Source organism: Sphingobacterium sp. GW821-FHT03E03 (assembly GCF_059420745.1).
Genome location: NZ_JBWKUH010000007.1, coordinates 167,377 through 193,840, shown reverse-complemented (window position 1 = coordinate 193,840; position 26,464 = coordinate 167,377). Strand labels below are relative to the sequence as shown.

Below are 26,464 nucleotides of genomic sequence, written 5' to 3'. Positions count from 1 at the left end.
ATCGTTCCCAATTTCCTTTTAAAATACCATTTTTTATCCAGCCATTTAGCTCAAATTTTTAAAAGGAATAAACCTGCAACGAAAGTTGCAGCGCAGCGCGGTTATCGACCGGATTCCACATCCCCCACAATCCCAAGGGAATACGATAATCTGCAATGTTAAGATTTCGCTCAACAAGGAGACTGATTTCATTGATACCGGCCTTGTGGGAGAAGAAATTCGCCCGCTCACCCACAGCGGGATTCAATGCAAAGCTGTAGCCAATTCTTCCCTGCAACGTAATCTGCTCATTTTTATATATGGGATACTCCGCAGCGACAAAAGAAGAATACTTATTTTGTGTATTGGCCACATTTCTGTCTCGCCCAAACAACACGGTGTTCCAGCTCAGCTTCAAAGGCAACTGATCGCTCAAGGTGTAATTTGAACGAAAATCCAGGAATCGTCCTGTCTCACGGGCTTTATAGTTGAAAAACTCCTTGTTATTGTAAGCGGCATCCGGCGAATAATTAAATATATCCCACAACTCCACCTGTAGACGCTTCTTCCGATAACCTACAAAATTATTAAATTCCTTATAAGAGCCGTCCGCACTTCCACCAACCCAAAAGCCGCCATAAACATCCTTATAGCGCAGCTGTATATCACCGGTATAAATCAAACCTGCTGCCACTTCCATCCCACGCCAGAGATGATTATTGCGTAGCTGTAAGGAAGAATGGATCTCCTGGCCATATAATAAAAGGACTTGCATGCAGCAGCAACACAGCAGCAGCAACCGTACATTATGCCCCATCATGACAAGCGATCTTGTGAACGTATACGTGATCCAAATAGGGCATAGGCCAACATCAGCAATTCACAGCCTACTGTCAGCAGCCAAGTCCATCGCCAGGAGCCCATCAAATCAGCCAAACCACCCTGAACCAGTGTAAAAACCGCTCCCCCGAAGACTGCTGAGATAAATACCCCCGAAGCTTTTGAGGTGTATTTATTCAATCCGCGGATCGAGAGGGAATAGATACAGCTCCACATGGAAGAATGCAAGAGGCCTATGGCAACCAAAAACCACAAATTTTGTGTCAGCATGGCTATTACAGCCAACAGGCTGGCAAGAATTGTCGTTACCGTCAGCTGGGTCTTTGCAGAAATGTTGCGAAAAAAGCTTGAAACGGCCCTTCCAACCAGAAAACCACCCCAATAGAGCGTGGATAACAATGCATGTATCCCCAGATCCATCCCACCGATCATAATATCCGTCTTTCCAAAAAATGTAATCGGATGTCCTGACTCCATCAGTTCAAAGGCGTACAGGTTAATGTTGGCACCTATGGCCACCTCTGTCCCTACATAGAAAAATATGGCCGCGACTCCTAGGGCAAAATGCCGAAAAGACCAGATGCTCCGCGTTAGCTTTTCACCGTCAAAAGCCCGCGTGTGGGCGATATCGGGCAAGTGAAGCTTTTTGGTCAGAAGTGTTACGACCAAGACACAAACTATCAAAACGCAGAGCGGAAGCAATAGTTGACTGATGTTTACCTGAGTAATTGAAACACCTCCGAACATGATCGCAGTCACAAAAAAGGGAGCGGAAGTAGTCCCTATGGAATTAACCGCCGTTGTTATATTCAGTCGCTGTACAGCTTGGGTACCCGGCAGATCATAAGAGGCAACATAGGGATTGACAACCACCTGGATAACCGCAGCCGAGGTACCCATCAGATAAGAACCCAATACAAAAACCAGAAAGCCATAGGGAATGATTGCTGTCCCAAGCTGAAACTGCAGGTCAGCATGCTGATAACCAATCCAGGATGAACAGAGGTACATAACAAGCCCTACAATCATAAATAGCAGTCCCCGCAGGATGGTCTGCTTATACCCTACCCGATTTACCCACTTACTCGCTAAGGTACCATTGAGCAAATAACCCAAAAAGAAAAAAAAGGAAATAAGCGTTGTAAACGTATTCTTCCACGCACCCGCTTCAGCCAAAAAAGTAAATTTTAAGGGTGCCTGCAGTTGCTCGTTGACTGTTGTCAGAAATCCGACAATAAAATAAATAAATGTGACTGTCGCAAATGGAAATATAGCGCGACGCATACTTGTGATCATAATTTAGTTCGTTATAAATTGTTAATATAAAAGATCGGCTTGGGGCGAGCTATCTAGGTATAAGCGATGATAATCACTTAAAGCAGCAGCCATTCCAGCCTGTTGAATCTGGTTGACAAAGCGCAAATAGCGATCGACAAAGTCATTAACACGATCGAGATTAAGGCTTCCAAAAATAGCGATCGATAAAAATTCCAAGGGATCGGTGCTGTTTAGTTTTTGCTCATCCGCGGCCGTTAGCCAAGGTTCCTGTATATCATAGGAAGCACCCTGATCATCCATTTTGTAGTGAAGATAATGCCGATAGGAAGCCAGTAGCAATGCTATCCGTGTAAGATCTTGCCCGTTAGCGCGCATCTTGGCTACCGTGGGGATGATATAAACAGGAAACTTCGAGATCCCATCTGCACAGAGCCTGCTGACCTGATCGCTGACAGCGCTATTGGCAAAACGTGCAAGCAATGTCTGTTTGTATTGTGCTAAATCGATCCCCGTCGGAGCTGGCACATGGGGTGTCACATCCATATCCATAAAATCCTTGATAAAGCCGTATATAACCGGGTCATGCATTGCCACATCAACTTTGCGATATCCTTTTAAGAAGGATGGGTAAGACAATAATGTATGGGCAGCATTCAGTAGGCTTAACTTCATATTTTCGAATGCTTTGACATCATCCGTAAACTGCACACCTACCCTTTCCAAGGCCGGTCTTCCGGCAATGAAGTTATCTTCAATGACCCATTGGATAAAATCTTCGCAATAGACTGGTACCTGATCAGACTCACTATTCTGTTTGTTTAAGCGCGTGATATCCGCCGGTGTAGTCATCGGAGTAATGCGATCGACCATACTATTGGGAAAACTGACCTGCTGATCGACCCACTGTCCTAATTCTCGATCCTGTGCATAGATAAAACTGGTAAATGCTTTTCTGGCGACATCACCATTATGCTGCAGGTTATCACAGGAAAGCAAGGTCAATCCGCCGCTACCGGCTTTCCTTCGCTGACGGAGCCCTTCGGCAACGTAACCGAAAACAGTTGTTGGCGCCTGCGGATTTCGCAGATCATGCTGAATAGCATCACTATCCAAGCTAAACTCCTGTGTGGACCGGTCTATCTGATAGCCCCCTTCAGTAATCGTTAGGGTAATGATCTTAATTGTGGGATCCGCTATCTTGGAGATTACTGCCTGTGGATCCTCTACCGCCCATAACATCTCACGGATAGATCGAATGTGACGCATGGCGTTCTGGCCATCTCTCCCACATACCGTCAATGTATAGCAAAGTTGCTGTGCCCTTAATTTGCGAACGATATTTTCATCAGATGGGAGGAGACATACACCACAAATTCCCCAGGAGGACTGGTCCCCATCATTGAGCAGGCGATCGATATAAAATGCCTGATGTGCGCGGTGAAAATTGCCGACGCCAATATGTAAAATTCCGGATTGGATACTTTTACAATCATAATTGTGTTTATTCCCGTTCATGTAAAATTATATTGGTATAAAATTCCCTTGGATAAACAAACATATCGTATCAGTAGCAATATTAACCTGTGATTATCAATAATATACACCTGGGAACGATACCAAAATTCGGGGATCGTTCCCAGGTAAGCTTTGTTATCCTTATTTTTGGGATAATCATTTGAAATCGGTTTAAATTATGAAGCGTATTACCATCAAAGATCTTTCAAAACAGCTGGCCCTTTCAACATCCACCATATCCAGGGCTTTCCTCAATGATAAAAACATTCATCCCGAAACAAAAAGAATTGTGCTGGAAGCCGCCGAAAAATTAGGTTATAAACCGAATCCAACCGCATTAAACCTAAAGTATGGGCAGTCTAAAAATATAGGTTTTGTGGTACCTGAAATGACGACCCCATTTTCTTCCTCGGTATTGCGGGGAGCCCAAGAGCTGTTATATCCGTTGGGCTATCGTATCATTATTATGCAATCTGATGAGGATCCCGCTATTGAGCGTAAAAACTTATTCCTGCTGGAAGAATTTAATGTAGATGGTATGCTAATTAATCTGTGTCACGAAACCGAAAACAAGGATGCCTATCAAAAAATTATCGATAAAGGTATTCCGATGGTATTTTTCGACCGAATCCCGCCTGTGTCACTTGATGTTTCCAAAGTAATTATCAACGACAATATGAAAGCCGCTTTGATGGTTGAGCATTTGGTTGGCATCGGCAAAAAGAGAATTGTACATATTATGGGCCCCAAGAGTGTCCGCAATGCATCGGAAAGAGCGATGGGTTATAAGCGTATTCTAAGGAAGCATGGTTTATTTGATCCCGAATTACTGTGTGGTACGGAAGGACTTTTGTTTGAAGATGGACGAGACGTTATAAAGCAGTTGATGGAAAAAGGGATCCAATTTGATAGCATATTTGCCTTTACGGATACGCTAGCCATAGGTGCGATGAATTACTTATTGGAGCAAGGAATTCGAATACCAGATCAGGTTGCCATAGCCAGTTTTTCGGGCACGGAGCTTGCCACAATGGTATATCCACCACTGACAAATGTGCAACAACCCTTGATCAGCATGGGAAAAAATGCTGCTGAGCTTATACTGGAAAAGATAAAAAATCCAACAGCCAATAGCAGAACGATTTTATTGGATGCGGAGCTTATTTATCGCGCATCCACCATAGGTCAGCAAGGCCAATAATAAAGTTTTCCATCAATGTAGATTAGATCACTAGATGCCTTTTGTCAATGGTAATGTCAAATCAGCTGTAAACACATTTCCCTTCTCAGACAGCGTCAGTTCATAGTTTGTATCAAAAAGCAATTTCAAACGACGATTTAAATTCAATAATCCGATCCCTTGTGGTGTTTCCTTCAGATGACGATGGTTTGATACTGAATTGCTTACCTGAACAAAAATATGTTCCGCCGTTAAATGAAAACTTACACGAACAAAGGTGGGGTCCATTGGGTCTACACTATGTTTAATTGCGTTTTCTACCAGGATCAGGACAATATTAGGTGGTATACCCTGAAACCTGATCTCATCTTCATCAAAGATCACTTGATAGGTAAACTCATCACGTCTCACGTTTTCTAGTTCCAAATAATCCCGAACAAATTTAACTTCTTTGGCCAGGGATACAAAATTTTGATCGGAATCGTAAATTAAATAACGTAGAAAATCTGAAAACTGTTCGATAAGAGGCGATACTTTGGGGCTGTTTGTTTTTGCCAGCACATTAATGTTATTTAGCATGTTAAACAGAAAATGCGGATTGATCTGATTGCGCAGAGCGACGAGTTCGCTCGTCACAGCATCCCTTTTTAAATCGATCATTTTCTCAGTATCACTGATCCATCGCTGGAAAAATTTGAGGGCTGTAGAAAAGAAAATCAAGATACAAGTCCACATAATATTTAAAAAATATCTTGCGAATGTATCTTTTTCTTCCAGTTGAATCCCCAAAGAAGTCCGGCGTGGTTCCAGCACCATATCTTCAAAGTATACTGCAATCAAGACCGCAATTAAAATACAAATAACGTAAAGTATAAAATAATAGAGGGATTTTCCATTAAAAAGGACTCTTGGTATCAAAATATACATATTGATATAAAATAAGAGAACAATCATACCGAAATAGAAAGCAAAATCCAGGTAGTCATAAATACCCTGATACCGTTCCCATTTCTTGACGATAGCTAAACAAAACGCAAACAAGACCAGGCTAAAAATATGACGGGCAACTCTATATTTCTTAGAATTAATTAAATGTAATAAAAAGTCCATTTTCAGAAAATAACTTTCGAAAAAAAAGTCTTTATGGTTTTTATAATTGTCCATACCAAAATTATACGAATTTCGATCAACTAACAGATAGTGTGCTAACCGAATAAAGGTAGGTTTTATTTCTGTTAATTATCGCTAATTAACAAGCTAAATATATAATTCTCTATCATCTATTGGTTTGAAACGGATACGCTAATCATTTCCATTTTTGTATAAAAAGGAAGTGCTTTGGTATAAATTATACCAAAGCAGCAAATGTTTTTTTTAGTTTCGTACAAGAAAGAGATGGGTTTTTTTTGCCCTTCTAATTGAATACTTATATATAAAAAAAATAAAATGAAAACAATACTTGATCATCTCCTTTGGTTTATCAACAAATTTAGTGGTGTTATCCTATTTTTAGGCTACTATTCTATTTTCTATGATCTGTTATAAACACTCTTTTTTAATAAACAAAGCTGCCCTTTTACGCAGGAAGGAACTTATCACTGGTCTTCTTGAGTTAGTTCCGGGCATCAGATTTATCAGCTTCATCCTCGATGATAACCTATTCATTATGCAGGTAGAAGCCACCAAAAGAGTCGAAGATCCCATTTTATTTTTGATCGAGAGAAAACAGTTGTATATTCATTTTTTAGATTGTATAGAACATAAGCTCAGCAAAAACAAAACAGTAAGTTCTTCCTGATCGTCGAATATGGCTTATCTGAAATCATTGGCATATCTCCGAAAAAATAAATCGCGATAAATATCACCGATCGGGATCTCAAATTTATCGATGTAGATGGTATGGTTGTCAAAAGCATCTATAAAAGCAAGGTTAACCAAATAGGATTTACTAACACGAAGCATTGTATTTTCAGGAAGTTTACTATGAATGGTCTTTAAATTCATTGCGGTAATCAACTTTTGGTCCTGCGTATAGATGATCACATAGTCTTTCAGCGCTTCAATAAATCGAATATCCGAAAAATTAACCTTATAATATTTCCTTTCGGACTTGATAAATAATGCTTCTTTGTTGCTCGATTCAAAGCTGTGCTGACTCTCCTGGCGTGTCAGCAATTCTCTATAAACAGCAGCTTTCTCAATGGCTTTTATTAGACGATCTTTCTTGATTGGTTTGAGTAGATAATCAATAGCACCTAAATCATAACTTTTGAGCGCATATTGCGGGTAAGCGGTGGTCAATATAATAAGCTGATCCTCAGCCAACAGTTCTGCAAAATCCAGCCCATTTAATGTCGGCATCTCAATATCCAAAAACAGGAGATCTACCGGATTATTTTTTATAAAATTCAAAGCCGACAGCGCATTGGCAAATTCGGCTATGACTTCAACCAATGGTATCTCCTCCAGCAGATTCCGCATTCCCTCCCGCGCAAGAGGTTCATCATCAACAATAATACATTTCATAATGGGACTGTAAGTTTGACATAATATGTTGTATCACCGGATTTAATATCCAATGTATAATTGTTTTTATAGAGTAATTCTAATTTACGTCTGACATTGGCAAGACCGACTCCACTGTATTTAGTTTTTGCCGCGAAGGAATCAACACCTTTTGAGTTTTCACATTCAAAATAAAGACGTTCTTCCCCGCAAAAGAAACCAACATGTATAAACGCATCTTTTTCTGTTGAGCCTAAACTATGCTTAATTGCATTCTCAACAAAAGTTGTAAAAAGATGCGAAGGGATAAAAAAGTTCTTATTAGCCAATTCGGACGTACAGGTGACCGTTGTCGATAAATGATCCCTTCGTAGTTCTTCCAATTTTAAAAAATTGGATATGAAATTTATTTCGGTTTTTAATAGTGTTTTATCACTATTATTTTCATAAAGTTGGTAACGTAGAAAATCAGATAATTTTATAACCACTTGCGTGGCTAACTCTGCATCCTTTTTAATTAAAACCTTAATATTATTGAGCATATTAAACAAGAAATGGGGCTGAATTTGATTTTTTAATACGGTTAATTCTGCTGACAAGGCCATGTTCTTTAATTCTGAAATTCGTTTACTATCGGCAATCCAACGTTTAAGAAGTTTAAATGTAGTTGTTACCAGAATAAATGGAAAGCAAATAAATAAACCATCAATAAAGCTTAAAAATGTTATTGGCTTCATTATGATAGGAAAAGGATGAATGGAATGGATATACACACTGATTTGAGCGAGGATGATTAGACATCCTAATATGGCCAAAGTCAAAAGCAATACGTAGAGTTCGTATCTCCTTTTAAAGAAAAACAAAGGCAACAATACATACATATTGAAATAAAACAGGCTTACAATAACAAACCAAACCAATAATGAATAATAAATTCTGTAACACCCTATAAAGGAGGGCATTTCAAACTTTGTACTTAAACAAAAGAACAAGAGGGATAGCAAGAAAACAATATGCCGCCAATATCTAAATTTTTTTTCCAAAAAATAACGCAAAAAAATCCCATTCTCAAAATCATGCATAACTAACTCATCTTTCATCCTTTACAAAGGTATTCCTTTTACCTGCGTGACACTACACCGAAACAATGGTTTCGTATAGAATAATCTCGCTTTCGTCTAGAAATATCAGCGATCAGGTTATAAAAGCTTACTCCAGTACTTTTTCAGCAAGCGCACCCATCCAATTATTGAAATCTGCGTCGGAAGGGATCTCAAATTTTTTAAACCATCTATTTTTCCGAATCTGTACTGCCCTAACGGTAACATAGGTATATTCCGAAATGTTCTTAGTAGAAAAATTAAGAAAAGCCATTGCTGGAGATTTTGATACCATTGACCATCCTGATTCGAAAATCGATTACCATTTAATTCAAACAATTTTTGACTATTTGAATATTACGCTTCCGCCATCATCTGCGCTTGGATCAGTGGTGGACGGGTAATAAATGATTGGCTCAGGGGTATCTCCTGCTGAGTAATAGCCGAGTATCTTGACAACTGAATAGACTGGATATGCTCCTTGTAACCATGCAATCTCATTTGGGGAGAGGTTTTTCATCTCCTCCATGCTGTTCTTAATTAAAAATTGATTTGCCATATTTCTTCTTTTTAAAGTGTACAGAAAAAGTAGATTTGTTAGTAGCGCTAGCTGAGAAAAAGAAGCGGTATCTAAGCGGTATTCCGAAGGAACCGAAAAGTCAGGGATTTTGAAACTTTCTTGAGTTGTTATTTTAAATCTTTACCTATGACAGCGAAATCAATATTATGACACAAGATCTGTTTCCTACCTACAATGAAGTGTGGGAACTAATGGATATTATAGAGCAATATTTAATAACAATTTATTCGGAATACAATGCAAGCATCAGATTAGAAATAGACAGATTTATATCTAAATATGAAAGAGAATTTGAAAAGACTTACAAATATTATCAATATACAACAGATATAGCAGAGGTTTATCGCTTAGAAAGACATTTTAGTAAATGGGAAATTGATGCTTTTAGAAAAAAGCATTAGGTTATATAAATTTATATATTTTCCAAATTAATTATCAAGCCTACTTATTACGGGATACCACAAAAGCTGTATAAAATTTCATCATATTTTAGCTAAAAGCATTTTTTATATGGAAACAATTAAAGCAATCAAACCGGGACCGAAGCTAAACAAACCTGATGGCGCACCCGACATAAGACGACGGGTTACTCCCGAAACGAAACCCAAACATCCGGATCTGAAACCGCACATACACAAACTTGGGGATTCGAAGTAAAAGAATAAGGGAAAGAGGATCGGCAGTCTACGGCTCCTACAAAAATACAGACAGCGGCAACAGTGGAAATACTGGTGGTGGCACCAAACCTACATTCTCGGCCTGTGGTGCTAAAAATAAATCGGGCGGTTACTGCAAATGTATCGTTGTAGCCGGTGGAAGATGCTGGCAGAATCGATAAATAAATATCTTCTGAAAGAATAAATTCATAAATTAGTTCAAGAACTGTTTGAATCTAATTATTTGAATTTAAAACTGCTTTATATTAACAATATGGCGACACTAAAATTTATATTGCTTGCACTTATATCAGTTGTTTTGTCACTGCCCTCTGCTTCTGCGCAAAACTCTCTTCCTAGAAATCTGAAAGAAATAGCTTCATTCCTAAATATTAATGTTTCGGACAGCCTAAAAAACGTAATCAAGGATATTGATCAGGAAGAGTTACGTGAATTTACCAGCGATGAACTTAACAGTGAATTTGAATTGATTGACTCGCTCCTTTCAACCCGAAAATCTCCATTATTTAGATATTTAAATAATAAAGGAATCCACAACTTTAAAAAAGATGTCATTTTGGAATACTATAAACTGCTGCTCTCAGATGATTATGTAAAAGAAGATTCTATCCTGAAGTCATTCAAACTGAAGGAAAACAAACTGAAAAAGGAAATTAAACAGCGAATGAATGCGGACACAATTGCCAGTATTTATATTCCGAAAAACCTTGAAGATTGCTTTGTCCAAATAGACTCGTTCTGGGACGATAGCACTAAAAATAAAGTAAGAGAAATGACAGAGTCAGAGTTTATGGCTGGCGCACATTTCGGATTTGGAATGTGGATGAGAAATAACTGGGGACTCTGGGGAGGTTCAAGGCTTTCCGCATATTTCGCCAAACGGGGAATAAGACATCCTGACGACATGTCCGGTATCATATTAACGAGTTATTATCGGAAATTAAAGGTGAAAGATCCCGATGTAAAATCGCAGCTAAAATATTATAAAAAGTATTGGACTCCATAAATCTTGACTAAATAGAAAAACGCTCGGAATAAAGCTGACAAAATAACACTTCTTTGATCAATTAGGGACTGTCCCACTAAGTGTGTAAATAGAAAATGTGAAATCCTTTCGAACTCCGCATTTTTATAACTTACATACTTAATGAGACAGTGTAAAATTACAACATGAAATGTTGATCTTCACCATTTATGACGTTGATTGTCCACTGGCATCAACCCAATCAATACCGTTCCAATAGATCGGTTTTCCTAACGTAATATCGAAAAACTCAACTCCGACAACGTTCACGGTTGGACGTTGTGAGGTACTACCTGATAGGATTGTTTTAACAGGATTCCAATTTTTACCGGTCGCATCTTCAACAATAAACAATGTATTACCAATACCACCTTTAGGATTTGTAAGCCGCTCCCCTACTTTCTTCTGACTGGAATTGGGCATGAGCTGATCGCCAATTTTTCTAATATGTTCGCCATTAAATCCAATCCCGAGCATATACCCGTTATGAATTGCATAATATTTATCTGCAACCACATCCCTATTTACGTAATCATCTTTATAAGAATCTACCTTTTGAATCAAATTTAAATTAAACCCAGATCCATCCATAGGTACAGCCCTTGAATACTTCTGAATAATATTATGTGTTTCCAGTTCGCTGGTAGATTTATTGATGTCAACAACGAATTTGCCTGGTGAAAAAGTTTTATTATTGACATACATATTGGTAGAGATCTCAACATTTTCTGCTGTAAAATCGGAATCAATAGTAACGGACTTACTTACCGAGTTTAAATAGTTGTTTCTGATCTTAATATTTTTATACTCTCCCTGAAAATTCAAACTTCTAAAGAATATACATTCACTATCAGAACTCTCCATATAATTATTATAAACATCGACATTCTGGATTGGTTTACTCAATTTTACACATGATTTATCACTTATTAAATAATTGTTATAAATTTTAAAATCCGTTGCATCTTGCCCCCCAATCGAAATATTTTCGTAGTTGGTACCGCTGGTATCACTATAATTTCCAAAAACCTCCACATTCTGCGCATATGCACCTGAAACAATGGCGGTTATTTTATTCCCAGCTAATGGTTTGTTATGATAAATTTTGACATTATGGGATTTTAATGGTCCCCTTAGATCAACCATCAACTTTGCATGAACGGTATTATTACTAAATGTGATGTCAAATAGGTCAACAAAACTCGCAGTACATCTCAATCCCGATTCTATGGATCTCAAAATATTATTATTAACCATCAAGTTTCGGCCTTCGGTAAAAGGAGACCCGTAAAAATTAATGCAATAATTACAATTTTCTGCTGTGATGATATTATTTTCAATAATGATATCTTCTAATTTATAGATAGGAGTCTTTGCATCCTTCACAGGTTCTAAATCAATCGGAGAAACGTAAGCGTTATATTTTGTTATCTTATTTCTTGCAATCGTTATTTTCCTGGCACTGTTAGCCGTAATTGCATTTCGAAATTGATTATCAAAAATATTGTCTTCTATAATGACGTGTTGTGAATACTTTTGGTCGACCTCTTCATATGTTAAATAACTCCACTGCATGCTGATTCCATCACCAAGACAGTTTTTAAAAACATTTTCTCGAACAATCACATTATTTGAACTCGATATCCAGATACTATGCTGTTGTTCAGAGTGATTAGATGTGCTATTCCAGCTACCATCAAAAGTGATTCCTTCAATCGTTTTAAACTTATCATCTTGGGAATTATGCAATACAAAGACACCCTTGCGCATTAAAGGTAGGGCAACATTATCATTAACACTTTCTGCAACCTTTAGAATGGGATTGTTTATTCCTTTTACTGAATTATAGATTCTCACATGTCCATCTATTAAATAGTATCCATCGTTTACATTCGTAATGATCAATGGCAATTTTAAATTGGCTGCCTTTTGGATGAAGGGTGTATTATTGGTTTGCCCACTGTCCTGTTTCGCCCCAAAATAGCGAACATCGACACAACCATCACTAAAATTGTGGATTAACCGTGTCGAACCAACAATGATTACAGAACCACCGTTATCGGCTGCTGAACTTATGGTGTCATAAGAGTAAACAATTGGATTCGGAGTATCTCCTAACTGATAATAACCGAAAAGCTTTACCCCAAGGTAGGTTCCATTTTGCAATGCTGTGATTTCACTTGCAGATAATGCTCGCATATCTGCCATTGTGTTTTTAATTAAAAATTGATTTGCCATATTTTCTTTTCTTTTAAAGTGTTTAGCAAAAGTAGGGGGGCTGGAACCGCTATTTGAGGAAAAGAAGAGGTAAGTAAGCGGTAACGGGGAGATACCGAAAAGTCTTCAAGAACGAGAATTGGATTCATGTCCTTTCGCAAGTCAAGTTTGACAAAACAATAAAAAGTCAGTTTTAATCTTCTCGACTAAGTTTTTTCGGGGGCTTATAAAATCAGAATTTCTTAAGGAATTTTTCAACTTTTTCACGAGCTCCAGAATTATTATAATTTTCGATATCAGAATAAGCCTTACTTAAACTCTCGCCTAACCGCTTTTTTATATTGGGGTTTTTAGAAAAATTTAACTTGCCTAAAAAACTTATATAAATGGCATTTTGAATTGGCTTATCAACTAAAGGCAAATTTTTTACTAGAAAATCTACCATAGAATCAAACTTGTTTAGATCATTTCCATCTATCGCTTCCTGTATAAACCGTTTGAAACTACCCATTTGAAAGGTAATAGAAGCGGTATAATCGTTATCTTGAAACCCCTCCTCCAAAGCTGGAAACAACAGAACCAACTCATTAATAAACAAATACTTATCTTTCATCATCATTAAATTAGAACAATTTATTCATTTCTCGATCGATTCAATTTATCTTGAATTCTGATACAAAAATTAACGTTTAACATAATCCCGATACTCTTCTTGAATCATTCCTGCAAATGTATAATTATTAGAAGAAGCTTTGTAGTTCACTTCTGCAAATTCTAACGCATCAGCGATCTACTGCAAGGTCATACTCATTTAGATAATCATCATAGGATGCAACAATCAGAGGCATTAAAGCCATCCTTTCCTCAAATGCTAAATCATATTGGTGATACAAATCAATAAATTCATTTATCTGCGAGGAGTCTGCCATTCCGATTTCCCAGTCCTGCTCTGTCCCAGTATAAGGCAGAGATAACTTTTTACTGAGTGCTGCGATTACTTTTTCCTTTAATATCATTTATTCAAATATTTTAAGTTCAGACTTAATTTTGTCATTATCCAAATCCTGCAATTGGTAATGAACAAGAAATAATACGATGAATGGCAAAACCTTTAGAAGGTAAAATTTAGTTTTTTGTTTTGTTTTAAGGAAGCTCTATAATCCTTAGGATTCAATATGCTCCCAATTCTGCATTTTTTAAAATATTTTTGGTACATTTATTTTACTGATAAAGTAAGCAAAAAAATGAAAGATTTGAAAATCAGGAAATTATTGATAAAGAAAAAAGCACTTATTACTATTGCTTTTTGTCTTTTTATTAACGGTATGGTAATCGGTACTTCAGTGGCTTTTAAGAAAACAACATTGCTAGACGTTAATGTATTGGTACTATATGGAGCCATCTTTTTACCTTACTTATTTTCATCCAATACTATCAAGAAAAATATTATAGAGTCCACTTAACAACATTTTGAACTGGCTTATCAATTAAAGGCAAATTCTTTATTAAAAAATCTACCATAGAATCAAACTTGTTTAGGTCATTTCCATCTATCGCTGCTAAACCCCAAATTACTTACCGTTGGCGTGTTTGCTCCTCTTTCAGGTGAAGCGGTCCAACTTGTTCAGGCTAATGCTGACATCATGTATTTAAAATAGATATACGGAAATAAACCCGTCAAATCTGACGGGTTTAATATTAAATATTGATTCACTGTATACTTCAAAGTATTTAAAATATACTATACCAAAATACCTCCATTCTCATCTTCCAATAGCAGATAGAAATTATTGGACTGCGGGTCATAGCAACTAATTCGTGCATATAAAGCATCCTCAGGCACAGCAATTTCCTGATTAGTGATAACCATATCCGTCTGCGGATAGGCTGATAGAAAGGCTGCAGCACCATTATTGCTATAAAATGCAATCCGGCTTCCCTGATTACCAAACCGGCCATTGTAACGTATTTTCTTCGCCCCCATCAGATCGACATATGTACTGACACCCCAAAGAGCCGCTGCAGCCGAAGTAGTACCTGAAGCATTAATAATCGCAGACATCGTCAAGGACGGGATAATCTTGAATGGGCTTTGGTCAGCTGTCAGTAAAACCTCCACATCCATGATGCGATCAGCATCAAAGGAATTAATAGAAAGTTCCTTGGATTGTCCATTGTAAGCGATAAATCCTGTTGGAGTAATATCCCCCAACCTATTTGTCAAAACACCCGATTTGATCTCGCCGATATACTGACCATAGGCGGACTTTGAAGTCACAATTGCATTGTGAGTACCGATATTGAGTACCGAGTTTACTGTTTTACTCGGTAACCAAGATTTAAGGAAACAAAGGGATACCAACCCGTCTTTGTGATTACTGATCACCAATTGCGCATTCGTCTTGTTTTCATTAAATGTTATCGTTGACAGATCCTTGAATCTAAATCCATCAGCAGCATTAAGTGCAAGCCCAATGTTATCTGTTCGGAAAGTATCCTGAATAGAAACAGATTGGGACTGATTATTGAGCTCGGCTGCCAAAGCAGGATCTATAAAACCTGAGCCATGCTCAAGCAGCGAAGTGGCCGTATTACCTGACGCGTGGAAATTTTTGATCCCTCGGTAGTAATAAGGTGATTTATCCTGCCGCTGACTATTGTCCACAGTACAATTGATGATATTGACACCGTTGGCAATGTAATCAGCCTTCGTATAGCCTGTCCAGCTATTCTTTACTTCACCTGTTTCGCTTCCCGTCCGTAATATGGTTCCGTTGACTTTATTTCTGTAGACAGAAAAACTACAGTTTTCGATATTGATATTTTTATAAACTTCCCAAGATCCAGCGACAGGCTCGTCTGGCAATGCCATTCGCATAAAACCAACAGCCATAGGAGTCCCGATATGCTGCACGTTCTTGATATACACATTCTTGGCATAGCCCCGAATACTGCCAAATTCTTTTAATAGGGCTTTTGAAGCGGATGACTGATTGATGATCTTGACGTCTTCGATCCAGATGTTTTTGACATAATACAACTGGGTATGTGACATAAATTTCCGCAGATCGGCAAATTCATCAGTGATGACCCAGGTGGTATTTTTGACCCTGATATTTTCAACGAGCTTATTTTCGTCATAGCCCACAAACTTGAACCCGTCACCATTGACCGAATAGAGGTTTTCGGCATAAACATGGCTTGCCTGTACATAGATACACCTCTCAATAGGATTGATCGCACGAATATTAGTATAGGTGGTATAGCTCCCTGAACTCAAGACACAGTCCATTCCATAAGGCTCCGGAATGGTAGGTATATCTTTCTGAACAAAATTTGCGCTTTGTTCCTGCGTATTGATCAATTCGATATTCTGGATATAGCTATTCCAGGTATTATTTACCACACCGGAAGCAGCATTGTAGAATTTGCAGTCCGCGATAAGCAAGCCCTTGGAAAGTGACAAATTGCCACCAACATTCCGATCGGTCGTGATGCTTGCATGGATGTTGTAAGTGATGATATTGCTGATCTCACCACCCATTATTCCAGATTCCTCGATCAATCCTTTCGCACGGTATGTCCCATTCTCTTCAGGAACTATTGCCCGACAAATAATATTGCGATAATAGATGTAACGGTCGGCCTTTGTCCCAGAAGAATAAAATAGGGTACGGCAGTTGTGCGCTGTGGTATTAGTTCCCCAGTTATTACGCAGTTCAATCTCAAGGTCTGTCATATGCAGGCGTTTGACATTGGTCGTATTGATCTGAACATTACCATCAACGATCAGTTTTGCCCCGTTGATCGCCCTGAGCGAAGATCCACCCATTGTAGCACGAGGTCCTGTTGCTTGGATCAACGTATCACGGCTGAGAATCACTTCCTTTTTATATTTTCCCGCATAGACATTTGCGAAGTAAAATGAATCTAAATCATTGGTCACGCCATCACAATGGGCTCCAAAATAGAACGCATCGACTCCATCGCTAAACTGATGTATAAGCTTAATGCCTCCGACAATGATAACACTTCCTCCATCATCGCCTCCGGGTTCGGTAGCAGAGTAATAATATACGATCGGCTCTGGGGTATCTCCTTTTTTGTAATAGCCGAGCAGCTTTACGCCTGAATAGATTGGAGTGGTTCCTTTAAGTCCATCGACTTCGCTGGCGGAGAGGCTCCTCATCTCCTGCATCGTGTTTTTAATTAAAATCTGATTTGCCATATTTCTTTGATTTAAAGTGTATAGCAAAAGTAGGCGGGCTGGTACCCCTATCTCAGGAAAAGAAGGTGTATGTAAGCGGTATTGGCGAGATACCGAAAAGTCAGGGATTTTAAGCTTTCCTTTAGTTGTTATTTTAAATTTCTACCTATAACAAGATATATATTACTATTTTTTTTAGTATATTTATACTCATAAAAAGTAAATAAAATTGTAATAGCCAATTATTAGGTCTAGTTTTCTCAAACTGACAAAGAATAATTTATGAAATCTAAATGGATGGCAAAGAATAAAAAGATTAATGTACAGGGTAAGGAAATAACAATCATCCTTGACAATGGCAAAGAGTTTATTTCACTTACTGATATGCTAAAAGCTAAAGATGGAGACTTTTTCATTTCTGATTGGCTTCGAAACAGAAACACAGTTGAATATCTGGGTATTTGGGAAAGCATTTATAACCCCCTTTTTAATTATGGCGAATTCGCCATAATTAAAAGTCAGGCCGGACTTAATAGTTATAAAATCAGTGTTAAAGATTGGGTCGAGAAGACAAATGCTATCGGCTTAAAAGCGACCGCAGGAAGATATGGGGGGACATATGCACATCCTGATATAGCTTTTGAATTCGGCATGTGGATTAGTCCCCATTTTAAAATTTACTTAATCAAAGAATTTCAACGTCTAAAAGATGACGAAAATGATCGTTTGAAATTGAACTGGGACTTACAAAGGACACTAGCCAAAGTAAATTATCACATTCATACTGATGCAATAAAGGAAAACCTCATTCCAGCAGAAATTACCAAGCAGCAAGCGAATTCCGTTTATGCCAGCGAAGCTGATATCCTGAATGTCGCACTATTTGGAATGACAGCCAAACAATGGAGAGATACTAATCCTGATAAAAAGGGCAATATTCGAGACTACGCGATTATAGAACAGTTGGTCGTGCTAAGCAACATGGAAAGTATAAACGCGTTATTAATTCAACAGGGATTACCACAAAATGAACGGCTTATGCAACTGAATAAAGTAGCGGTAACACAAATGAAGTCGCTCGTAGAAAATAAGGTCGCTAAGAAATTGAAGTAGAAAATCACACGTATTTTTAGAGAAAGTTTCTACAATTGTTTAAACTTATCCATACCTTAAAAAAATAAGCGACATGACCCAAGAAAGCAAACATACCTGTAGCAATTCTGAGGATTCATATAAACAGAGTAAAGCTAACGTCGAAAAATTTGGTCTTGAAGTGATCAATGTAGCAGCGAGCAACTATCTACCCTCCTTCTCTTATAGTATTGGCCTGACACAAACTTATCAGCATCCCGAAATAATCTGTATAGGGTTATCTACGAAGTTGGCACATATCATTATCAATGATGTCTCTGACTTGATCAAACATGGCGAAAGAATAGAAAGCAATAGGGTATATAACAATATCTTTGACGGAAGCAAGGCGATATTTTTACCTGTCGATCCGGAAAATTTAAGAGACTATTTTGGTGCTGCTCTTAATTATTATCAAAATAAAGGGTTTGACGCGCTACAATTGATCTGGACAGACCGTAATGACAAATTTCCCTTTGAAGAAAATTTTGAAGAAGAATTTCTATACATACAGCCATTATTAGATAGGAATGCAGACTTTAAGTTCTATGAGCCCAAAAATATGGTAGCATTTACGACACGTCAATGGCTTGAAGAAAGAAAACCCATATTGCGCGTTGTCCATAATCATGAAGGTGATTGGCAATTCCTGAGCGGCGACCAATTGCCAGATGATATCCGCATTGTTGCATTAGAAGAACTCGTTAAGCGTGATCACTCTTTAAACGATCTATTTGATCTTGACTATGGAGAAGAAGCTGAAAGAAAAGACATAGGAAAAAAATGGATACGAAGCAGCTTGCATTAAACCCTATATTCAAGCTTATGGCCTTTGCCACGGACCACAACAATGTTGATAATAAATATTCTTCCCTTCACGTTCTATTGATTTGAATTTAATGTCAATGGTGTAACACCCACTAGATTGCTCCCTGCCTAAACAGGGTACAATATCATCTTCTTTATCTCCAGCGATAGCGAATCCATAAGCTATAGTATTTGTTGCACAGTTAAGAACGTTGACAATATAATTATGTGTGAAAGGATCTTCGGCCAACAGGTGTTTCGCTGTATTTAAGAGTGAATCAGGCCGAAAGCTAAGATGCTGTTCAAATCTAATCCGATATTCATCTGCTGTAATCCGCTCTATAGGAAGTACCCGTGATGTACTATCGCCCGACTGTAAGAGCAGCTGGTGTCCAAGTTTTCGGAGTAAAATTTCTGTTTTTGCTTCATCAAAGCTACTCCTCCCCTCCTTACTGAATGCCAGACCGATCAATGCGATAGATAGGAATACGAATGTTAGTCCAATAATGTATCAATGTTTTCTACTAGGAAGATTTTTGAAATCAAATCGCGTAAGCGGACGTTATTTACAAAGTTTACAATTTAATTTACAATGCTGAACGGTCAACTATAAAGATATCAAAGTATTTTCGCTCAACCAACTTTGATAGCATATGAACAATGCAATGAACATTTCCATTTTACTGCTGCTTTCTTTTTTAATCAATTCCTGCAGCGAGGACTAGTTCGGATAGTGTTGTCAATAGGGACTTCAAGCATGTCTCACAACCGCCCACCAAGACAAAAAGTTGGATTCTCTCCCGTTACAATTCAAAATCGTTATCAGATCCCTCCACGCCTCCTGAAATCATCCGATCGGGTGAAGCCCTGATTTTTGGAATCACGGAAGCTAACGATGGCAGCATATGGTTTGGTACTTTAAATGGACTGCATCGTTATAATAGAAATAGTTTCACGGACTTTAAAACAAAATAATAGGCTATTGAAGATTTTACCACCATTGTTCAAAATGGCGATATTCTAATACGAAAACGTCGGGGCATCGACTTAGTCCAGGTCATCCCTTCTTGCAGGCCAATCTCGATTTCCTTTTCAGATTAAAAAATTGAAATAGATCATACCTAAAAAATAGCAACATAATCCGAGAAGACGAACATATCTGTAGTAATTCTGACGATTCATATATCTTCAGAAAGAATAAATTCATTAAATTAGTTCAAAGCACTGTTTAAAATCTAATTATTTAATATTGCTCTATATCAATTATATGACTATCCTAAAATTTATACTGCTTGCACTTATATCAGTTGTTTTGTCACTGCCATCGACTTATGCGCAAAACTCCCTTCCTAGAAATCTGAAAGAAACAGCTTCATTCTTAAATCTTATTGTTTCGGATAGCCTAAAAAACGTAATCAAGGATATTGATCAGGAAGAGTTAAGTGAATTTACTAGTGATGAACTTGACAGTGAATTTGAATTGATTGACTCGCTCCTTTCGGTCCGAAAATCTCCATTATTTACATATCTAAATAATAAAGGAATATATAACTTTAAAAAAGATGTCATTTTGGAATACTATAAACTGCTGCTCTCAGATGGTTATGTAAAAGAAGATTCTATCCTGAAGTCATTCAAACTGAAGGAAAACAAACTGAAAAAGGAAATTAAACAGCGAATGAATGCGGACACAATTGCCGGTATTTATATTCCGAAAAACCTTGAAGATTGCTTTGACCAAATAGACTCGTTCTGGGATGATAGCACTAAAAATAAAGTAAGAGAAATGACAGAGTTAGAGTTTATGGCTGGCGCACATTTCGGATTTGGAATGTGGATGAGAAATAACTGGGGACTCTGGGGAGGTTCAAGGCTTTCCGCATATTTCGCCAAACGGGGAATAAGACATCCTGACGACATGTCCGGTATCATATTAACGAGTTATTATCGGAAATTAAAGGGGAAAGATCCCGATGTAAAATCACAGCTAAAATATTATAAAAAGTATTGGACTCCATAAATATTGACTAATTAGAAAAATGCTCGGAATAAAGCTGACAAAATAATACTTCTTCGATCAATTATTAATACGCGTTAATACAGTATCACAATCCTTATATATCCATGCACGTAGACCTCCTTGTTATCAACTAAAATAGTTAATATTTACTAAAGGTCCTGCTATTTTCAAACAATTTTAGATATTTCAATAAGCTAGTTGAGGAATTTTGATAGTGACGATATTGAATACAAAGCCTTGATGGCAAAAGTCCAGAATATTTACAAAAATTTCTGTAATTTCATCATCAAGCATAGGGTTTTCTTGTAACTGAGTCCCGAAAGCAGGATTTAGTGATTACTACCTTTGTTCAAAATTTTGAAAATGAAAAAAACGTTTGTTTTACCAGTACTTGCTGTAGGATTTTTAATTTGGTTTTTGGCAACGTTGGCTTTTCGTCTTGCGGGACAGTTCTTTTTTATCACAGATTCAACAGCCATACTTACTAGTTTATATATAGTTGTAATCCCTGCATTGATTTTGATTTCAGTCTTAACTTTTAAAAGATTTAAACTTTCAGGTCTTGAAAATATAGTCGCTGGCGTGCTATTGGTATTACCAGGAATGGTTCTCGATACGTTCGTTATTCAATTTTTTGAACAAATCTACCCCAACATGCCGTCAGGCCAAGCTGCAACATTTGGTTCTTGGCTAATGTGGGCATACAGCGTAGTATTACTAACATCAGTCTTTATTGGGTTGCGACAAAATAAAAATATTGACAAAGGTTAAAAACACAGACATGGGCTATGGAAAATATTGACTATAGTGAAGGAGCAGAAAGAAAAGACACAGGAGAAAAATGTATTCGAATTTATACAGAAAGCCATTTTTGATCAAACGGCTTTCTGTATAAAATTGAAACTAGTAAAATTGTATTATACAACTATAGTTTCCATTTTGTAAATTTCAATGTACTATTATTGGGATAATCTATCCAAAAGGCGAAAAGCTCCTTATTCTGAACAAGGAGTTTTTGATAAGCACCCAGATATTCTTTAAAAGTACTCGATACTACCGGCTTTGCTAAATACATTTCCTTCGCCACGGAATAGTTATCGTTTAGTGCTCTGTAGTTAACAGAAAACTTTTGGTCACTGAAATCCGAATAGATACAATGGATACCGCCATCATTGCTAAAGGCAGTAGAAAGAAGATTTCCAGTGGAAGTGATCAGATGTGGGCTAGACCACGACTCTCCTGCATTTTGACTCATGGATAACCATACCTCATTTCGCTGATGTGGATTTTGCCAGCTTAATACAAAATCATTGCCCCGGGTCGTTAATTCCGTCATTTTCAGTCGCTCTTATTTATTTTTTTGCCTTTAATAGATGACTCAGGATAAAAAAAGTGAACACAAACATAATTGCCTGAATGACAAATACCGGGTAAAGTAGGTTCCCTTCGACATAACGATATCCAAAACTTACAATAGTTACCGGAAATGTAAATACAAGACCAACAAGAAACTATTCGTTATAAAACGGGTCGTCAGGATAAATCGAACATACAGATAAAGTACCTATACTGACATAGGCCAGAGCAATAAAAAATGATAATTTTCTTTCTTTTGTGTACCACATATGGTATATCCGCTCAATACTTAAGTCGCTAAAATAGCATCACAGGATTCAACTTTGATCATCCCTTGCGTCGCTGTCATTTCTGACCATAACCAATTGAAATAGACTATCACCTGCTTAGCGGGGATCATTGTTCTGTCCGCCGTCGTATGTCCATCAGAAACTACGGTGATAAAATAATCTCTTGTTAGCGCTGATTTTATCGTGGCATCCACACAGAAATCTGTCGCACATCCGGTCACGATCAGTTCCTTCACTCCCCTACTCTTCAATATCGTCTGAAGATCAGTTTTATAAAATGAATTATTCGTTGTCTTAGAAACAAATATATCTTCAGGACCTCTGATCAATTCAGGCAATAAAGACCAATCTTCTGTACCAGGAAGGAAGCTGTTCTCCTTTGTGCCATCATGTTGTATAAAAATAACTGGGTCACCGCTCTTTCTAAACTGTTGAGATAGTTCGTTGATCCGATCAATGACACCAAAGGTATCATACCGCAGCGTATAGGGCTTAAAACTGCCCTGTTGCATATCTATAATTAATAAGGCCTTCATCCTAAACTCATTTAACGATAATTTGATGGATAAATATAACAAATGTTCATTATCAAACAGCACATTAGATCACAAACGAGATGCAAAACGTTATATATGCGGTTCTATTTCTTATCCTATGCCAAGTCGGTCGAAGAACAAATCTGTTAGATTTGTAAGACTGTAAATGATCAAAATTCAGATAGAATGAAATAGAGGAGTATCAATTATAGGCGATACTGAAAAAGAAAAAAATAACCAAAAAATATAAAGCTATGCAAAAGATAATTCCAAACCTTTGGTTTGACAGCAATGCACAGGAAGCCGCAGAATATTATCTATCGGTTTTCAAAGATGGAAAAATAATCAATATTACTTATTACCCAAATTCAGAACCCGAAGGACTGGCTGATTTCCAGAAGGATTTTGCCGGAAAAGTACTTACCGTAGAGTTTGAGATTTTGGGAATGCGTCTTATCGGGATCAATGCAGGACCGATATTCAAATTTAACGAGGCTATTTCGTTGATGATCCCCTGTAAAGATCAGACTGAAATAGACTACTACTGGGAAGCACTTACATCAGGCGGAGGACAGGAGAGCGTCTGTGGATGGCTGAAAGACAAATACGGATTAAGCTGGCAGGTTTCTCCTGAAAATTGGGAGGAACTGAACAAAAGACCAGGCGCATTCAAAAAAATGATGGGAATGAAAAAGATCATTATTGCTGATTTCTAAAACTAGGTAACGATAAAGTACATGTTCCAGCACTCGTGTAAACTGGAAAAAGTAAACCTCCCGGCAACGCAGCAAACGTCCGGGAGGTTTCACCCATAGATTCAGGATTCCTTACAAATTCAGTAAATCCGTCTCTGATTATTGCGCCAGCCTTTGTCTCATATATTTGGATATAGTCGCCCCCCAACTGATAACTGGAGTTTCAACGGGATCGTTAATCATGAGTCAAGACCTTCTTCAACATGGTTAGGAAGACCCAACGATTCATAAATCTCATCAAGCGAATTGTAAATCTTTTCATAAACAAGACACAAATCTATATATATTTAAATTTAAGATGACGATGTTGAAAAATTATCAATTCAGTAAAAATCCGCTGCATTATGTTTATGCGCTGATCTGGTTGGGCGTGTTCATGACCTTTGCCTTCTACCTTTTCTCAGGGGCGATGTTCAGGCCGGAGAACGGCAAGATCCATATTGTTGCAATTCTTATTGGTTGGGTGGTGCAATATCTTGGCCTAACACTGACTTGCCTGATCATCCTACTTTTAGGAATATACAAGACATTACGAACTGTGTTGGATAAAAAAGAAAATTGATTCCCTATAATCTTTGTATAACATGACAACAGAATAATTCAAGTATAGCCGTATTCACTCAAAATGAAATTGATTATATTAATATGACTGTCTCTTTTGCTCGATTTGATGATATATTAGAAAAGTTTTCATGTATTTTTAGTATTGAAAATAGAACAAGAGTTGAGCAATAATTTATTCAGAAAATGGGATATAGAAGTTATTTATATCTGAGAAAAACCGGCAGAAATTTATACCTCTTTGAGGCAAACAATTCATTGCCATTTTTTTGGATTACACTTATAGACAAAACAATATTAAAAAAATATTTTCAGGATTGGCAAAAGTCTCTAGCGCATCAAGAAGCCTATAATCAACAGAAATTTGAACAATTTTCAGAACTAAATCCCAATAGTATTACAATAAGCGAACAAGCTTTAAATATGAACTCGTCAAAAAGCAGGATATTTTTACAAAAGCATTTTCCAGAAACAATTCCACTATTTGATGATTTTATTACGTATATCAAAGCACAATTTGAAACCGATGACAAGCTGGAAATTGACATAACTCAATTGTCCGCATTTTACAATTCGCTAAATAATTTCTACAACATACTTGACAATGAATTGAATGCAATAGAAGCAGATAATCCGGCCGACATAAAATTTTTAGTAATTAAAGATCTAATCGGACAAGGAACTGGATTTGCGATGGGTGAAAACAAAGAATTTTCATCATTTTTGTCTTATCAGAAAGAACTAAAAAACAGGAATATCGCAGTTATTGTAGAAAAACAAAAATTCAACAAGAAATCATTAATAATTGCCATTATCTTATTTCTGTTATGTCCTGTTTTTTCAATAATTGCATACAAAATGTATAAAGACGAAGGGCTTACAGCTATGATTGCATTGATAGGAATTTTAAATCTAGGGTTTTATTATTTTTCGATTTGGTCTCTAAATAAAGAAATCAATAACTTTCTCGAAAAAAGGACTTGACTTAACCAAATAATGGTTGACCATAGAGGGAGCAGATATTGACCTCTCCCCGAATTTAGGAGTGTTCTAAATAGAAAATCCGTCTGTTTTTCGGGGAGAGGTCAAATTATAATTTACGACAGAAAACACCCAAAAATATACTACTGATTCAATAATCCAGAGACGAATATATTAGTGAAATTCTGTAATTTTATTAAACCATGTAGTAGATCCAGTAAAAATAGGTTCTTTAGGGAAGGGATTGACATGAACTAGACTACCTGAAAGGATTGAATTAACGCAACTTTTTATAACAGTACTATATAAAATATTTATGTTGATAAACAGGAATGAAATGTTAAGGCTGTCCGATGAAATTTCAGACATGCTAATAAAGGAAAACTATAATCATACTCAAGTTATGGCAATGTCACACGAGAAGCTAATTTCATACTCAGAAAAGCTTGCATTGCTTTATGATATGGATGAGTCTATCCGTGATGCTTTCCATGAGGAAGATACATTAGATTATTTTAAGATATTGCTGAAATTTGACGTTGCCTATAAAACCAGATTTCAGAAATAGGATCCCTCAATTTGGCAAGTTTTATTTTTTACAAACGCCAATTAAAATAATACCAACTAATTCTGAATATTGGGTCGGAAATCATTAATTCCTCCTACATGAAAAGCCGTTCAAAAAAAGCTCGTAGCTACATAGTAGATTTCAAACGCCCTTCGTCCGATAAAAGCTGATCCACATATACCCTAATCTCCTTTGGTAACATCAGATATACTGATGTTTTTAAATTCTCCTTTTGCTCGCCCTTCTCAGTAAAAAGACCTTTAAACCCTTCATTAAGCCATTTTCCTTCGTCTTCCAAATAGGCGCTATATCTATTATCCAAAATTTCAATAATGTTTTTACTATTTTTCATTTGTT

At 37.1% G+C, this 26,464-nt stretch carries 28 protein-coding genes; 12 read left to right on the top strand and 16 right to left on the bottom strand.

The features are described 5' to 3' along the window. Positions 1-58: 58 nt before the first annotated feature. Genes AC07UV_RS11300 through AC07UV_RS11290 form a run of 3 tightly spaced genes read right to left on the bottom strand, consistent with a single transcriptional unit; the run spans position 59 to position 3,612 of the window. Positions 59-799 carry a hypothetical protein gene (locus AC07UV_RS11300; RefSeq protein WP_495183811.1) on the bottom strand — a complete coding sequence of 247 codons (741 nt, stop codon included), beginning with the start codon at positions 797-799 and terminating at the stop codon, positions 59-61. Further along, the gene (locus AC07UV_RS11295; RefSeq protein WP_495183810.1) at positions 796-2,115 is read right to left on the bottom strand and encodes an MFS transporter; all 1,320 of its coding nucleotides are present in this window, start codon (positions 2,113-2,115) and stop codon (positions 796-798) included. The genes AC07UV_RS11300 and AC07UV_RS11295 overlap by 4 nt, the downstream gene beginning before the upstream one ends. 21 nt (positions 2,116-2,136) lie before the next feature. Next, positions 2,137-3,612, bottom strand: coding sequence for a mannitol dehydrogenase family protein (locus tag AC07UV_RS11290; RefSeq protein ID WP_495183809.1), 1,476 nt, complete (start codon positions 3,610-3,612; stop codon positions 2,137-2,139). Between the two features lie 178 nt (positions 3,613-3,790). Between AC07UV_RS11290 and AC07UV_RS11285 the strand changes: the two genes are divergently transcribed. Continuing rightward, positions 3,791-4,813, top strand: coding sequence for a LacI family DNA-binding transcriptional regulator (locus AC07UV_RS11285; protein ID WP_495183808.1), 1,023 nt, complete (start codon positions 3,791-3,793; stop codon positions 4,811-4,813). Positions 4,814-4,843: 30 nt separating this feature from the next. Here the strand turns inward: AC07UV_RS11285 and AC07UV_RS11280 are convergent, their stop codons facing one another. The 5 genes from AC07UV_RS11280 to AC07UV_RS11260 all read right to left on the bottom strand — a co-directional run bounded on the left by AC07UV_RS11280 (position 4,844) and on the right by AC07UV_RS11260 (position 8,956). Continuing rightward, complete coding sequence (locus tag AC07UV_RS11280; protein ID WP_495183807.1) at positions 4,844-5,902, bottom strand: sensor histidine kinase; 1,059 nt, start codon at positions 5,900-5,902, stop codon at positions 4,844-4,846. Between the two features lie 702 nt (positions 5,903-6,604). Beyond that, entirely contained in the window at positions 6,605-7,318 is a 714-nt protein-coding gene (locus AC07UV_RS11275; protein WP_495183806.1) for a LytR/AlgR family response regulator transcription factor, read from the bottom strand. Next, positions 7,315-8,397: a sensor histidine kinase gene (locus tag AC07UV_RS11270; protein ID WP_495183805.1), complete on the bottom strand. Its 1,083-nt coding sequence runs from the start codon at positions 8,395-8,397 to the stop codon at positions 7,315-7,317. Before AC07UV_RS11270 ends, AC07UV_RS11275 begins: the two co-directional genes overlap by 4 nt. Positions 8,398-8,506: 109 nt before the next feature. Beyond that, positions 8,507-8,671 carry a hypothetical protein gene (locus AC07UV_RS11265; protein ID WP_495183804.1) on the bottom strand — a complete coding sequence of 55 codons (165 nt, stop codon included), beginning with the start codon at positions 8,669-8,671 and terminating at the stop codon, positions 8,507-8,509. Positions 8,672-8,743: 72 nt separating this feature from the next. Next, a complete protein-coding gene (locus tag AC07UV_RS11260) occupies positions 8,744-8,956 on the bottom strand; it encodes a hypothetical protein (protein ID WP_495183803.1) in 213 nt (70 codons plus the stop codon). 167 nt (positions 8,957-9,123) lie between these two features. On the opposite strand from AC07UV_RS11260, the gene AC07UV_RS11255 reads away from it, so the two are divergent. The 3 genes from AC07UV_RS11255 (at position 9,124) to AC07UV_RS11245 (ending at position 10,660) form a co-directional block, all read left to right on the top strand. Beyond that, positions 9,124-9,378: a hypothetical protein gene (locus AC07UV_RS11255; protein WP_495183802.1), complete on the top strand. Its 255-nt coding sequence runs from the start codon at positions 9,124-9,126 to the stop codon at positions 9,376-9,378. Between the two features lie 239 nt (positions 9,379-9,617). Next, positions 9,618-9,815, top strand: coding sequence for a hypothetical protein (locus AC07UV_RS11250; protein WP_495183801.1), 198 nt, complete (start codon positions 9,618-9,620; stop codon positions 9,813-9,815). A 92-nt stretch (positions 9,816-9,907) separates the two neighbouring features. Then, positions 9,908-10,660: a DUF6794 domain-containing protein gene (locus AC07UV_RS11245; RefSeq protein WP_495183800.1), complete on the top strand. Its 753-nt coding sequence runs from the start codon at positions 9,908-9,910 to the stop codon at positions 10,658-10,660. 186 nt (positions 10,661-10,846) lie between these two features. Here the strand turns inward: AC07UV_RS11245 and AC07UV_RS11240 are convergent, their stop codons facing one another. The 4 genes from AC07UV_RS11240 to AC07UV_RS11225 all read right to left on the bottom strand — a co-directional run bounded on the left by AC07UV_RS11240 (position 10,847) and on the right by AC07UV_RS11225 (position 17,123). Beyond that, positions 10,847-12,916, bottom strand: coding sequence for a hypothetical protein (locus AC07UV_RS11240; protein ID WP_495183799.1), 2,070 nt, complete (start codon positions 12,914-12,916; stop codon positions 10,847-10,849). Positions 12,917-13,127: 211 nt separating this feature from the next. Further along, positions 13,128-13,514 carry a DUF7674 family protein gene (locus AC07UV_RS11235; protein WP_495183798.1) on the bottom strand — a complete coding sequence of 129 codons (387 nt, stop codon included), beginning with the start codon at positions 13,512-13,514 and terminating at the stop codon, positions 13,128-13,130. A 163-nt stretch (positions 13,515-13,677) separates the two neighbouring features. Further along, positions 13,678-13,911, bottom strand: a complete 234-nt coding sequence (locus AC07UV_RS11230) for a hypothetical protein (protein WP_495183797.1) — start codon at positions 13,909-13,911, stop codon at positions 13,678-13,680. 725 nt (positions 13,912-14,636) lie between these two features. Further along, positions 14,637-17,123: a hypothetical protein gene (locus AC07UV_RS11225; protein ID WP_495183796.1), complete on the bottom strand. Its 2,487-nt coding sequence runs from the start codon at positions 17,121-17,123 to the stop codon at positions 14,637-14,639. A 276-nt stretch (positions 17,124-17,399) separates the two neighbouring features. On the opposite strand from AC07UV_RS11225, the gene AC07UV_RS11220 reads away from it, so the two are divergent. After that, positions 17,400-18,215 carry a KilA-N domain-containing protein gene (locus AC07UV_RS11220; RefSeq protein WP_495183795.1) on the top strand — a complete coding sequence of 272 codons (816 nt, stop codon included), beginning with the start codon at positions 17,400-17,402 and terminating at the stop codon, positions 18,213-18,215. A 73-nt stretch (positions 18,216-18,288) separates the two neighbouring features. Continuing rightward, entirely contained in the window at positions 18,289-19,041 is a 753-nt protein-coding gene (locus AC07UV_RS11215; protein WP_495183794.1) for a DUF4262 domain-containing protein, read from the top strand. A 15-nt stretch (positions 19,042-19,056) separates the two neighbouring features. Here AC07UV_RS11215 and AC07UV_RS11210 read toward each other — a convergent pair whose 3' ends face one another. After that, positions 19,057-19,512, bottom strand: coding sequence for a hypothetical protein (locus AC07UV_RS11210; protein WP_495183793.1), 456 nt, complete (start codon positions 19,510-19,512; stop codon positions 19,057-19,059). A 795-nt stretch (positions 19,513-20,307) separates the two neighbouring features. Here AC07UV_RS11210 and AC07UV_RS11205 point away from each other — a divergent pair. Together AC07UV_RS11205 and AC07UV_RS11200 are read left to right on the top strand one after the other, a co-directional pair. Beyond that, complete coding sequence (locus AC07UV_RS11205) at positions 20,308-21,060, top strand: DUF6794 domain-containing protein (RefSeq protein ID WP_495183792.1); 753 nt, start codon at positions 20,308-20,310, stop codon at positions 21,058-21,060. A gap of 363 nt (positions 21,061-21,423) precedes the next feature. Further along, on the top strand, positions 21,424-21,831 hold the full coding sequence (locus AC07UV_RS11200) for a DUF5367 domain-containing protein (protein WP_495183791.1): 408 nt from the start codon (positions 21,424-21,426) through the stop codon (positions 21,829-21,831). Between the two features lie 154 nt (positions 21,832-21,985). Here the strand turns inward: AC07UV_RS11200 and AC07UV_RS11195 are convergent, their stop codons facing one another. Together AC07UV_RS11195 and AC07UV_RS11190 are read right to left on the bottom strand one after the other, a co-directional pair. After that, positions 21,986-22,396, bottom strand: coding sequence for a hypothetical protein (locus AC07UV_RS11195; protein ID WP_495183790.1), 411 nt, complete (start codon positions 22,394-22,396; stop codon positions 21,986-21,988). A 309-nt stretch (positions 22,397-22,705) separates the two neighbouring features. Further along, positions 22,706-23,242 (bottom strand): cysteine hydrolase family protein, encoded by a 537-nt coding sequence (locus tag AC07UV_RS11190; protein ID WP_495183789.1) that lies wholly within the window; start codon positions 23,240-23,242, stop codon positions 22,706-22,708. A gap of 254 nt (positions 23,243-23,496) precedes the next feature. Here AC07UV_RS11190 and AC07UV_RS11185 point away from each other — a divergent pair, with 254 nt between their 5' ends. From AC07UV_RS11185 to AC07UV_RS11170, 4 genes are all read left to right on the top strand, one after another. Further along, on the top strand, positions 23,497-23,958 hold the full coding sequence (locus AC07UV_RS11185) for a VOC family protein (RefSeq protein WP_495183788.1): 462 nt from the start codon (positions 23,497-23,499) through the stop codon (positions 23,956-23,958). Between the two features lie 343 nt (positions 23,959-24,301). Next, a complete protein-coding gene (locus AC07UV_RS11180) occupies positions 24,302-24,559 on the top strand; it encodes a hypothetical protein (RefSeq protein ID WP_495183787.1) in 258 nt (85 codons plus the stop codon). Positions 24,560-24,744: 185 nt separating this feature from the next. Continuing rightward, the gene (locus AC07UV_RS11175; RefSeq protein ID WP_495183786.1) at positions 24,745-25,542 is read left to right on the top strand and encodes a hypothetical protein; all 798 of its coding nucleotides are present in this window, start codon (positions 24,745-24,747) and stop codon (positions 25,540-25,542) included. 334 nt (positions 25,543-25,876) lie between these two features. After that, positions 25,877-26,107, top strand: coding sequence for a hypothetical protein (locus tag AC07UV_RS11170; RefSeq protein ID WP_335994991.1), 231 nt, complete (start codon positions 25,877-25,879; stop codon positions 26,105-26,107). A gap of 127 nt (positions 26,108-26,234) precedes the next feature. Here AC07UV_RS11170 and AC07UV_RS11165 read toward each other — a convergent pair whose 3' ends face one another. Continuing rightward, positions 26,235-26,459 (bottom strand): hypothetical protein, encoded by a 225-nt coding sequence (locus tag AC07UV_RS11165; protein ID WP_495183785.1) that lies wholly within the window; start codon positions 26,457-26,459, stop codon positions 26,235-26,237. Between the last annotated feature and the right edge of the window lie 5 nt (positions 26,460-26,464).